This window comes from Vibrio sp. B7, assembly GCF_963888765.1.
Lineage (GTDB): Bacteria > Pseudomonadota > Gammaproteobacteria > Enterobacterales > Vibrionaceae > Vibrio > Vibrio anguillarum.
On record NZ_CAWPKR010000035.1, the window covers coordinates 123,540 to 135,403 of the forward strand.

Annotated in this window: 10 protein-coding genes and 1 pseudogene; 8 read left to right on the top strand and 3 right to left on the bottom strand. The window is 42.4% G+C overall.

The window, feature by feature from the left end; translation table 11 throughout:
- Positions 1-9: 9 nt before the first annotated feature.
- The 7 genes from vctD (at position 10) to AACV32_RS11590 (ending at position 6,695) form a co-directional block, all read left to right on the top strand.
- Positions 10-945 carry an iron chelate uptake ABC transporter permease subunit VctD gene (gene vctD, locus AACV32_RS11560; RefSeq protein WP_026027432.1) on the top strand — a complete coding sequence of 312 codons (936 nt, stop codon included), beginning with the start codon at positions 10-12 and terminating at the stop codon, positions 943-945.
- 22 nt (positions 946-967) lie between these two features.
- Complete coding sequence (gene vctG / locus AACV32_RS11565; RefSeq protein ID WP_029189680.1) at positions 968-1,918, top strand: iron chelate uptake ABC transporter permease subunit VctG; 951 nt, start codon at positions 968-970, stop codon at positions 1,916-1,918.
- 6 nt (positions 1,919-1,924) lie between these two features.
- Complete coding sequence (vctC, locus tag AACV32_RS11570; protein ID WP_013868453.1) at positions 1,925-2,686, top strand: iron chelate ABC transporter ATP-binding protein VctC; 762 nt, start codon at positions 1,925-1,927, stop codon at positions 2,684-2,686.
- 329 nt (positions 2,687-3,015) lie between these two features.
- The gene (locus AACV32_RS11575; protein WP_170895141.1) at positions 3,016-4,209 is read left to right on the top strand and encodes an acetate/propionate family kinase; all 1,194 of its coding nucleotides are present in this window, start codon (positions 3,016-3,018) and stop codon (positions 4,207-4,209) included.
- Between the two features lie 527 nt (positions 4,210-4,736).
- Positions 4,737-5,300 (top strand): Crp/Fnr family transcriptional regulator, encoded by a 564-nt coding sequence (locus AACV32_RS11580; RefSeq protein WP_094151699.1) that lies wholly within the window; start codon positions 4,737-4,739, stop codon positions 5,298-5,300.
- Between the two features lie 70 nt (positions 5,301-5,370).
- Entirely contained in the window at positions 5,371-5,823 is a 453-nt protein-coding gene (locus AACV32_RS11585; protein WP_170895140.1) for a GNAT family N-acetyltransferase, read from the top strand.
- Positions 5,824-5,825: 2 nt separating this feature from the next.
- Positions 5,826-6,695, top strand: a complete 870-nt coding sequence (locus AACV32_RS11590; RefSeq protein WP_064626653.1) for a DMT family transporter — start codon at positions 5,826-5,828, stop codon at positions 6,693-6,695.
- 202 nt (positions 6,696-6,897) lie between these two features.
- Here AACV32_RS11590 and AACV32_RS11595 read toward each other — a convergent pair whose 3' ends face one another.
- Together AACV32_RS11595 and AACV32_RS11600 are read right to left on the bottom strand one after the other, a co-directional pair.
- Complete coding sequence (locus tag AACV32_RS11595) at positions 6,898-7,995, bottom strand: calcium:proton antiporter (protein WP_170895139.1); 1,098 nt, start codon at positions 7,993-7,995, stop codon at positions 6,898-6,900.
- Between the two features lie 171 nt (positions 7,996-8,166).
- Positions 8,167-8,946 carry a TerC family protein gene (locus AACV32_RS11600; protein WP_170895138.1) on the bottom strand — a complete coding sequence of 260 codons (780 nt, stop codon included), beginning with the start codon at positions 8,944-8,946 and terminating at the stop codon, positions 8,167-8,169.
- Positions 8,947-9,395: 449 nt separating this feature from the next.
- On the opposite strand from AACV32_RS11600, the pseudogene AACV32_RS11605 reads away from it, so the two are divergent.
- Positions 9,396-9,482: pseudogene (locus AACV32_RS11605) on the top strand (DUF4113 domain-containing protein); the annotation flags it as partial.
- A 133-nt stretch (positions 9,483-9,615) separates the two neighbouring features.
- Here AACV32_RS11605 and AACV32_RS11610 read toward each other — a convergent pair.
- Positions 9,616-11,478, bottom strand: a complete 1,863-nt coding sequence (locus tag AACV32_RS11610) for an amidohydrolase (protein WP_170895137.1) — start codon at positions 11,476-11,478, stop codon at positions 9,616-9,618.
- Positions 11,479-11,864: the final 386 nt, after the last annotated feature.

Here is an 11,864-nt window from a genome sequence, read left to right on the forward strand (position 1 = left end):
AGGTTAGCTTTGAAAAAGTTATTGCTTGCTTTGTTGGTAGTCAGCCTATCTTCACTGTTTGTGGGGGTAGGCAATCTATCACTAATGGCATTACTGCAAGGGGATGCCCATGCTTGGCAACTGCTCTTTACCAGTCGGTTGCCACGTTTGTTGGCGATTGTTTTAGCAGGGGCAGGGCTCAGTATCGCGGGTCTTATTATGCAGCAAATCAGTCAAAACCGATTTGCCGCGCCTTCTACCTCCGGTACCATTGAATGCGCCATGCTGGGCTATGTGTTGAGCTTAGTCTTTTTTGGTCACGGTGAAAGCTTGTGGCTTATTTTCTCGGTTTCGATTGCGGGCACTTTGCTGTTTGTGCAACTGATTCAGCGCGTGCAGTTTAAAAATGCCATTTTTGTCCCTTTGATCGGCATTATTTTTGGTAATGTGGTGGAATCCGCCGCCTCCTTCATCGCTTACAAATACGATGCGATACAAAACCTTTCTAGCTGGACGGTAGCCAATTTTGCCAATTTGCTGAAAGGGGATTTCGAACTGCTCTATATTGCGATCCCGGTTGCCCTCTTTAGCTATTTGTATGCGGCGCGAATTTCGGCCGTCGGCATGGGTAAAGATTTTGCTGTGAACTTAGGGCTTAACTATCAGCAAGTGCTGGTGATTGGCGTTTGTTTGGTGTCGGTGATGTCTGCGACGGTTGTGATGATTGTCGGTCAACTGCCTTTTTTAGGGTTGATTGTGCCTAATTTAGTCAGCCACTATTACGGCGACAACTTACGCAAAAATATCCCTCGTACGGCCATTTTCGGTGCGTTATTGGTGCTGCTATGTGATTTGGGCGGCCGTTTGATTATTTTCCCCTATGAAGTGCCGATTTCGATGATCATCAGTATTCTCGGTGGCAGTGTATTTATTGTGTTGCTGTTGCGAGGACAACGCCATGGGTAAGTCTGTATGTGCGAGCATCACTTTGCGTGATCATACCAAACTGTGGTTACTGGTTTTGGCTTCTCTGCTTTTTGCTGGGTTATTTATTGGTGTTGGATTGAACGCCGACAACTATCATTATTTTCTTTCTCGTCGTGTACCCAAAGTATTGGCGATGGTGTTAGCGGGTATTGCCATTGCGCAGTCCTCTCTAGCATTTCAAACCATTACCCACAACCGAATTTTAACGCCCAGCATCATGGGGTTTGATTCACTCTACCTGTTTGTGCAGGTGTTAGTGGTGACTCTTTTTGGTGGCCTAAGTAGCTATGCCCTCAATGCTTATCTCAATTTTTCGTTGTCCGTTGCTGCCATGTTGCTGTTTTCTAGTTTGTTGTTCGCTTTTTATTTTCGTAAGCAGCAGAGCAACTTAATGGTGTTGTTGCTATTAGGAGTCATTCTGGGGCAACTGTTTTCCAGCATTTCCTCCTTTTTGATCATGCTGATGGATCCGAATGATTTTTCATCGGTACAGTCCAATATGTTTGCGAGCTTCAACAACGTGAAAGTGGAACTTGTGTATTGGGTAACACCGTTACTGCTGTTGGTTTGCTTTGGCCTGTTTCGCCTGCATCGCGTGTTGGATGTTTTATGGTTGGATAACGATAACGCGGTCAGTTTAGGGGTGGATGTACGCCGAGTGACGCACCATGTATTGATGCTTAGTGCGGTATTAATTGCTATTTCTACAGCTTTAGTTGGGCCCGTGATGTTCTTTGGCTTATTGGTCACCAACTTAACGCGCGAGTGGTTTCGTTCATACCAACACCGAACCTTATTGATTGGTTGTTCCGCGATGGCGGTGTGTGCATTGCTTTCTGGTCAATGGGTGGTTGAAAAAGTATTCCAGTTTGAAACAACGCTGAGTGTGGTGATCAATTTCATTGGAGGCCTCTATTTTCTCTCCCTCCTTTTACGTAATAAAATGGTTTAATTTCATATGATTCAGCTAGATAAACTGACTAAAGTGTTTGGCCAACAAGCCGTTGTGGATAAGGCCTGTGCGCAGTTTGAAAAAGGCAAGGTCACTTCAATTATTGGCCCTAATGGCGCAGGGAAAAGTACCTTACTGTCGATGGCCAGCCGTTTGGTCAGCCGTGATAGCGGTAAAGTTTGGATTGAAAGCAAAGAGCTGGTTGAGTGGGATACTAAAGCGTTGGCTAAAAAGCTGTCGGTTCTGCGTCAAGCCAATACTCTGACCATGCGTTTTACCGTGAAAGAGCTGGTGGCTTTTGGCCGTTTTCCTTATTCGCAAGGTAAATTAACAGCCAACGATCATGCGATGATTGAGCAATCGATCGAATATCTTGATCTTAAAGCGATAGAAGATAAATACCTAGACGAACTGAGTGGCGGCCAACGCCAGCTGGCCTTTATTGCCATGGTGATCGCCCAAGATACCGATTACATCTTTCTCGATGAGCCATTGAACAACCTCGATATCAAACACTCATTGCAGATCATGGCCACTATTCAGCGTTTAGCACATGAGTTGAATAAAGCGGTGGTCGTGGTGATCCACGACATCAATTTTGCATCCTGTTACTCCGATTCCATCATTGCGCTGAAACGAGGCCAAGTAGTAGCAACTGGCACAGTACAAGAGGTGATTCAATCGTCGGTTTTGAGCGATATCTATGAAACGCCGTTCAACGTATTAGAAATAGAAAGTAAGCGTATTTGTATGTATTACACCCATTGATGCGATTTAACTGCCGGTGTGCGTAACGTTACGAGTACTGAACAGAACGCTTTCGATTCACCGTAAGGCCCCTTTTTACTGCCTAATGTTGTCAACGCAAAATGGTGGAAGTGCAGACGTTTACTGCGCGCTACAGGATGGACTTAAATATTGATATATTTCTCACTTCAAAAGAAATAATAATTTGCCTCAGATCAAGAAAAAATCGTTTGGTATGATGCTGAAACTAAAACAAAGTTGAAAGATTAAAAAATTATTGAATAATGAGGGTCACGTAAACCAAGAAGTTGTATACTTCAACACTTAGTCTAAAACAGGAAACTTACCCCATGTCGAACTCGTTTGTTTTGGTTATTAACTCTGGCAGCTCATCACTGAAGTTTGCGGTGATTGATTCAAATACGGGGGATGCCGTACTGAGTGGTCTAGGTGAATGCTTTGGGCTTGATGATGCCCGTATGAGCTGGAAGTTTAACGGAGAAAAAGCCAATTGTGCGATTCAAGGTGAAGCGAATCACCACCTGTTGGCGGTTGCAAAACTGGTTGAGCTTGTGAAAAGCTACGGCTTGATTGATGACGTCGTTGCAATTGGACACCGCGTAGTACATGGTGGCGAGAAGTTTACTAAGACCGTTAAGTTAGACGAAAAAATCGTCAACGAAGTTGAAGCGCTTAGTGATTTAGCACCGCTACACAATAAAGCACACGCGATTGGTATGCGCGCGGCAATGCTAGCGTTTCCTGAGTTACCGCAGTTTGCTGTTTTTGATACCGCTTTCCACCAAACCATGCCAGCAAAAGCCTACACAGGTGCGATTGCAAAAGAGCTATACACTGAGTTTGGTATTCGCCGCTATGGTTTCCACGGAACCAGCCACTATTTTGTGAGCCGTGAAGCGGCAAAAATGATCAACAAGCAAGTTGAAGAAAGCAGCTTTATTTCTGTTCACCTTGGTAATGGTGCGTCAGTGTGCGCAATTAAAGATGGTCAGAGTGTCGATACCAGTATGGGTTTTACACCGCTTTCCGGTTTGATGATGGGCACTCGCTGTGGTGACCTTGACCCCGGCATCATTGAATTTCTATTGAAGAAGGGCTGGACACAAGAACAAGTGTTTAATTCATTGAACAAAGCCTCTGGTTTCTTGGGTGTTTCTGGTTTAACCAGCGATGCACGTGGCATTCTCGAAGCCATGGAGCAAGGTCATGAAGGCGCTACATTGGCCTTCCAAGTCTTCACCTACCGTGTGGCGAAATACATCGCGTCATACCTTGCAGCGCTTGATTCGCTCGACGGTATTATTTTCACCGGTGGTATTGGCGAAAACGCATTGCCTATTCGTCGTGAAATTCTACGCAACCTGAAAATTCTTGGTTTTGTGGAAGATGAGCAAGGCAACGAGCAAGCTCGATTCGGTAATGCTGGCATTATCGCAAAATCAGACATGCTAAATGCAGTAGCGCTTGTGGTACCAACTAACGAAGAATTCGTGATCGCTCAACAGTCGGTTGAGTTGCTATAATTACATTTAAAATCAAATAGATAAAAGCGAGCTTAGTGCTCGCTTTTTTTGTACTCATATGTTGGATAGACCATCACTAAGGATGTGCATGGCGACACCCCCATGGCTTACTAAATTGCCTTCTACAATTCATTTTGTGCCCTTAAATCAACAAGGTTCGTGTTGACTTGTTTATGCCCCGAAACAAGCTAACGCAATTACTCTAAAGATCGGCTTTGAACGACAAGCAGACACTAGTAGATAGTAAACTCACAGGGTATGCTACCTTGCAAAGTCTTGCTGATAAATGATACCTACAGGTAAATATGCGAAATTTTCTTGTCTTATTAATTACGATTCTTGCTTGTAAGTCATTCACAGCTACAAATAAGGAACCTAGGGGTATAAAATGGCACGTAGAATGCTAATTTGATGTAGGTTATCATCACCTGAACACCTCCGCTTTAATTGTTTTTTGGCGAATTTATTGTGTGCTTAAATATTCAGTTAATGTTTGGTTATAGATAAATACTTAGGTACAACCAATTATGCTTGACGCTTTCCTAGAGCAGTTACAAAAAAATGACTTTACTCGACACGAAGTAGAACAGCTAAAGCAATCTGCAAAGCTTTGTTCTTTGCCTAGTCGGCATATTTTTTACCATCAAGGGGAAGTTGCAAAAGAGATTTTCTTTCTATTAGAAGGAATATGTCACGCTGTTTATTTTACTGACAAGGGCAAAGAGTTTAGCAAACAGTTTTATTGGGAAAATGACTGGATCATTGGTTTTGAAAGCCTAGTTAACCAAACGCCATCACCATACCAACTTGAATCACTTACCCCTTGCTCGATTATGTCTCTCCCTATCGAAACATTAAGAACATGGCGTAAGAATAAATATAGTATTTATCTCAAGCTATTGGAAATACAACTGATGTATAAAGAAAACAAAGAACGTTTTATGTTGCTTTATACTCCAGAAGAACGCTATCAACAGTTCTGTAACAGTTATCCTAACTTGTTAGAGCGCCTCACCGATTATCAAATTGCAGCTTATCTTGGCATTACACCGATCAGCCTGAGTCGTATCAAAAAACGCAATCCAACTTAACAATTGTTAATGTCTAGACTTATTCACCTTGCTACATTTCGGATATCAATATGTGTAAGGCTGAATTAAAATGATTACTTGGCAACTCCATCCGTTTCCCCAATTAACAACAATGCAACTATATCAACTGCTAAAACTCAGAGTTGGCGTGTTTGTTGTCGAGCAAGAATGTCCCTATCCTGAGTTGGATGGTAAAGATCACCAAGAAGGTGTTTACCACTTACTGGGTTATCAAGGTGGCAAGTTAATAGCCTGCGCACGCTTAATGTCAAAGGGGGTTAGTTATCCATCCGTCAGTATTGGTCGTGTTGCTATTTCAAAAAATTCTCGTGGAGGGGGCATAGGGCATCAACTGGTACAAGAGGCTCTATGTGCATGTGACAAGTTGTGGCCCAGAGAGTCAATCGAAATTGGCGCTCAAGAACACCTATCAGAATTCTACCAAAACCATGGATTTATGCCGACTTCTGTAATGTATTTGGAGGATGACATCCCACATATCGATATGAAGTTGGAAAAATAACAGTGTCTTTTCCTGTGGTAAACCTCGCGATTATCTTTCTCATATTAGGTAATCTTGCTGCTTCACTATCTGATGTCGCAGTTAAGTTACTTAATGGGGAGGTATCAGCCTTTCAGTACATTTTTATACGGCAATTATTTTCTACTTTAGTTATTTATCCTTTATGGTTAAAGCAGTCCAAGCAAAAGCGAAAACTGTATAGCGCTAAACTCAATCTATTTAGGGCACATCTAATTATAATAGGCAGTGGTTGCATGGTAATTGCAATCACTCACTTAACTTTAGCTACGGCTAATGCGATTTTTCATGCTGCGCCACTAATGATGCTTCCATTATCGATTTTACTTCTCCAAGAGAAACTAACGATTAAGAGCAGTGTATTATCTCTTATAGGGTTTTCAGGAGTGATTGTGGTTTTAAGACCATCAGAATTTGAATTGGCGGTAGTCTTCGCCCTTGTTACTACATTTACAATTGCCTTGTTCAACCTTACCGCGAAAAAATTACCAACGGAGCAAACTGTTGTCAGCACGCTTTTTTGGACATCATTACTTTCACTACCGATCTCTGGCTGCCTAGCTATATTCCATTGGGTGCCTCTTTCGACCACGAATCTGCTGTTCATTTTGGCAAGTGCAACTTTGGTTCTTACTTACAACGGATTAGCTGTTGCTTCGTATCAACGAGCACCTGCTAATTCTATTGCCCTAGCAGAGAACTCAGGACTGGTATTTGTTACCTTATTTGGTGTTACTTTATTCAATGAAGTGCCAGACTTTTTTACCATATTAGGGATCTTGATGATCATACTACCTTTATTACCTTGGAAAATGTTGTTACAAGTAAATCGGTTAAATCAACCGTCCGAATAAACCCAAAAGGCATAGGCGAAAGTGAATTAGAAAATATATTGATGACATCTACCATGAATATAAACCCAACCAATGAAGAGCTGGTAATTGCTCGTGAATGTGTAGAGCGTATTTGACCGTAAGTCTTGCAGCCAATAAAAAGCCCGAGCGTTTAAACTCGGTTTTTTTATTGGCTACGGTTTATTGAATTTGAAGTTATCGACTAAGCATGCTCAAACATCAGGAAAAGATAAACCACAAACAGAACCAAATGCGTTGCGCCATGTAATACATTGGTTCGGCCACTACTGAATGTTACCTTGCACACCATTAAGGTGGTGACAAGTAATACCAAATCAGCAGAGGATAGCCCAAGACGAACCTCTTGATCCATCATCGCGCCGATGAATAAAACGGCTGGAACAGTAAGCGCGATAGTCGCTAGCACAGAACCGAAATAGAGGTTCATTGCTCTTTGCAGTTGATTATTGAATGCTGCCTTAAGTGCGCCGACAGCTTCAGGGGCTAGCACAATACACGCAACAATAAAGCCACCTAATGCGGCAGGGGCTTCCATAACATGCACCCCATAATTGATAGGGATAGCTAAGGTTTTAGCCAGCATGATCACTACCAGAAGGTAAGCCAACAGCATGACTGTATGGTAGCTATTGCTGTGGAGTGGGCCGTGATGCTCTTCACCATTTTCGTGCTCACTGCCAACGAAAAAGTGGCTGTGGCTGCGAGTCTGAATTAACAGAAAAACGCCATAAAGCATCACAGAGATGGTAATGAGCATCCAAGACATCGCGCTCGACAAGCTACCCTCGCTTCCGCCCTCAGTGAAGTTAGGCAAAACGAGACATAGCAAGGCTAGCGGGATGATGGCGACCAAATAAGATTTAACGCCCTCTAAATTAAAACTTTGCGTATGGTAACGCCAGCCACCCAGTAGCAAAGTAACGCCAACAAGGCCGTTAGTAACCAGCATCACGACAGCGAACATGGTATCACGAGCCATCGTGGGGTTTGGCTCGCCAGTGAGCATTACAGAGGAGATCATCACCACTTCAAGTGAAATTACAGAGAGGGTGAGAATCAAGGTTCCAAATGGCTCACCAAGTTTCACGGCCAGAGCATCTGAATGGCGAACAACGGAGAATATTGCCCATGTCACAATAGCAAATAGCCCAGTAGAAATGAGGATATAGATCCAAAATGGGGTCGTATCTGATAGTAAATCAGCCCCTAATGTTTTGAAAAAAAGCAGAGTTAACAGACCAAAAAGCAGGGCAATTTCCTGCCGGAAAAACATTTTCATAGGCAATAGCCTTTTCTGGAATGGTTATGATAGTGTGTTCCTCTTGGAAATACACATTTTTCTTGTTCATCACTCGATGGTTCTTTTTCGTTTCTTCACACCCGCAGGCCTAGTAAATCAAGGGTTATGTTGGCGATGAAGTTTGACATTGATGCGCTTTAGCTATCAATATCACCGTACTATTGGCTTTGAACTCAGTAAAGATGCCGTCCTTTTCAACGGACGTAGCTGCTTAATCTTGATCGATTGTTTCTTCGCCCATTGAATATGACAAATCTCCATTGCCAAACCAAACGCCATCGCAAAATAGACGTAGCCTTTATTGATGTGCAGCTCAACACCTTCCGCGATTAACAAACCGCCCAGCATCATTAAAAACAGTAATGCCAGCGTTTTAAAACCCGGATAACGGGTGACTAAGGCGTTAATGCGCGCTGCGGTTAATATCATGATCACCGCAGACGCTAAAATGGCCGCGACCATGATAGGAATGTCGTTAGTTAGACCCACCGCAGTTATTACCGAATCCATGGAAAATACCGCGTCAACCGCGACAATTTGCAGTAATACGACCGCAAGGCCAGCACTTACTGTCGTCGTATGTGAATGCTCATCAGGCATCAGCCAGTTCCACAACTCTTTTGCTGCTTTGAATAACAGAAAAGCACCGCCGAAGATGAGGATAAAATCTCGTCCAGATAATTCGTTGCTAAACCAAACGACTATCGGTGCAGTTAACGACATCAGCCAACTGATAGAAAAAACCAAACCAATCCGAGCGATAACCGCTAACAAAATGCCTAAGTTACGCGCAAGTGGCCGCTGCTGAACGGGGAGCCGTTCACATAAGACGGAAATGAACACTACATTATCAACGCCAAGAACCACTTCTAAAGCAAGCAGTGTGGCAAATATCACCCAAGTTTCGGGTAGTAGGAAGAGTTCTAACATGTGGCCTCCTTAAGTAAGGGGGCACGGTGAAGGGGGGAATCAGTAAATATTGGTCGCCTGAAGGGGTCGTCCATTGTCAATAAAAGCCTCTGTTGCTAAGGAAGCGACAGTAAATCATTGACTGAACCACAAGACAAGAGGGCGATTTGTAACAAAGTGCGTACCTATTTTTATGGGTAATATCGTCTGTTTTTATATAGGCATAATGGATGATTAGGCAGGTTACGCAATCTACCATTACGTTACTAAATTAACCTACGGCTCACCCTATTTTTGCTCCATTTTGGGTAACGTCAATACTCCGTTAGATTAAGAAGCACATTAGTGAGCGGTGTGCGCCTTAATTTTTGGGCGGCTAGCGACAGTTAAGCATCAGCAAACAAGACTTCGTCATTGATTAGAGCGCAATGTGGTCGTATTTGCTCCTTGTTTTCCAGTTGTTCCACTTTATCTTTCAGAAATGGGCAATACGGCGTGATATGTTGGCACTGCAGTACACAACGCGTTGGCAAGATATCCCCAAAATAAGATGTTGAATTAGCAATATATCGATAGTGGAGGGCGACGAGTGTGAATGTAATAGAGCAGCATGCTCGCACGGTTTCTGTTGTGGGCATGCTGCCAAATGAATTAAGTAGTAATGCACTCAATCCTTTCAAATTGGAATTACTAACCGTGCTGATATCTCAATTTACCCGCAACCCAAGTTTGTAAAACAGGAATATGTCTAATTTGTGTGCTTTTACAAGTTATAGGATCTTTCGCTAATATGACAAAGTCTGCGAGTTTTCCTGGCTCCAGACTACCAATCCATTGGTCTACGTGACACTGCCATGCCGCATCATAAGTAATTGCTCTTAAAGCCTGTTCTCTTGTGATTGTCTCATTTGGATGCAGTACTTCATCATCTGATGATTTCTCCATAATACGAGTAACAGCTTGCTCCATCATTCTGAGTGGACCCAGTGGCGTAACAGATAAGTCGCTATGTAAAGTAATGCGCGCACCGAGTTCAAGCATCGTTTTGCAGCGATCTAAGTATTCAGATTTTTCTTTAAAAATAACTTTTTTAAAAGCATATCCCCAATAACCCACATGACCGATCAAAAAGCTGGGTGATAGCCCCAAATCTATCATCCGATCTGCATCTTGATCACAGAGTAACGAGCAGTGTTCTATTCGATGGCGCTTATCAAGCCCACTTTGTTTTCCTAAAGCTTTGGCATAAACATCAATTGTGTAGTTTACGGCTTGATCACCGTTAGCATGTATTAACAATGGCCAACCTTTTTCAACTACTGCATTTACGGTTGATTGGAAGCTAGGATTGCTGGGGTTTGTATGTAATGCATCGTCATAACTAAAATTGAAAATACCAAAGTTGTTTTTTGGTTTACATGCGTATTCGTCTGCCTGAAAACCTGTTAATCCTTGGTTAGATCCATCAGCCACTAATTTTACAGCCGCTTGAAATACCTTATCTAAGCTTGATTCTTGTAAAGGTTGATAAGTATTTAAATCATCATGTACCTGTTCAGCATTCTCAAAAACACTCGCATAACCCACGCGAATATTATGCGGATTATAGAGCCGGTATGTTTCTAGCATTGATGCCATGTCCGGCTTCATACCAGCATCAAACATAGTTGTTACACCACGCTTATTGGCTGTAGTAAAAATAGAACGAATGTTATTTTCGAGGTGCATAATGACTTTAAGTTTTTGTAACTCGGGAATGGCATGTATACCCCATCCCATTTGTGTCATTTCTTGCAAGGCTCCTTGTTTTTTTATTTCTTCAACATCAGCATCCGAAATTTTGTTTTTATCCTTAATATAATCAAGAGCCTTACTATTGATATAGGCGGTATGCAATGACGCTGAAATTAAAAAAATAGCAGTATCTTCTTTGTCGGTACCTTTCATTGCATCATCTAAAATGTCAATGTTGAGCTGTGATAATTGTGGCGTACCATCACTCTCATCAAAAGGCATTAATGCAGGATCAACTCCTATACCTAATAGCCAACCATTTATCGGTTTTTTAGCATTTTTTAAGGTATCGCAAATTGAGCTGATTGAATAATTGAGTTTTAAGTCTTGGCCATTAAATGGACTTAAATCCAACCAGCTCATTGTCATTGCGGTAGGAACGATGTGGACATGTGGTTCAATTAGCCCAGGTAACAACGTTTGATCATGTTCTAAAGTCACTAACTCGTAAACTGGAAAACCGTTTTCTATCATATGTTGTTTAACTGCCGCCAGTGCTCCTACTGCAACCACTTTACCTTTGGCAAAACCAACGGCCTCAACCACATCAGATTGCCCACCTATCATTGGACGAATGCAACCCCCTGTATAAATTGCAGTTGTTGTCGGTAGTAGATTCTCAAGATTCCGTGGTCTTGGAAGTGTTGCTTGCAGGTGATTCAAAAAATGTTTAATACCGTCATGCTTCTCAAAACTTTCCCAATATGGGTTATGGCATGCACACTGTGCACAGCCTTGGCAGTGATGTTGATGAACCATAGAGTCGCTCCTTTCATGTTATTTTTGATCGCAACCAGAGGTCGGCGTGCGTAAACTATACTCAGTATGCACTTGGTTGCACTTATGAATTCTATGCCATAAAATGAATACTGCAAGTTTGTTAAATGGACAAAAATGTGAAGGATGGCATGTGGTTCGACAGATTAAGAGACACGTTTTCTAAACACGTAGTGCCGGATAGCGAATTACAGATATTGAATCGCCAAGTAGCTCCTTAAGGAGGATGTCCGGTTTTACAAGATGGGTTTTGGTTTACTGAGCTTGTTGATAGGCAAAATTAGCAACCGGATTTATTCAATACTACCCCTAAGATCCCTGCGTTGATGCATGCCTACGATGCATTAAATGGCCGGTTTGGACGTGAG

Excerpts from the sequence above, each read along its gene's own strand:
- vctC (WP_013868453.1), top strand. The coding sequence starts at position 1,925 with ATGATTCAGCTAGATAAACTGACTAAAGTGTTTGGCCAACAAGCCGTT.
- AACV32_RS11575 (WP_170895141.1), top strand. The coding sequence starts at position 3,016 with ATGTCGAACTCGTTTGTTTTGGTTATTAACTCTGGCAGCTCATCACTG.
- AACV32_RS11580 (WP_094151699.1), top strand. The coding sequence starts at position 4,737 with ATGCTTGACGCTTTCCTAGAGCAGTTACAAAAAAATGACTTTACTCGA.
- AACV32_RS11585 (WP_170895140.1), top strand. The coding sequence starts at position 5,371 with ATGATTACTTGGCAACTCCATCCGTTTCCCCAATTAACAACAATGCAA.
- AACV32_RS11595 (WP_170895139.1), bottom strand. The coding sequence starts at position 7,995 with ATGAAAATGTTTTTCCGGCAGGAAATTGCCCTGCTTTTTGGTCTGTTA.
- AACV32_RS11600 (WP_170895138.1), bottom strand. The coding sequence starts at position 8,946 with ATGTTAGAACTCTTCCTACTACCCGAAACTTGGGTGATATTTGCCACA.
- AACV32_RS11610 (WP_170895137.1), bottom strand. The coding sequence starts at position 11,478 with ATGGTTCATCAACATCACTGCCAAGGCTGTGCACAGTGTGCATGCCAT.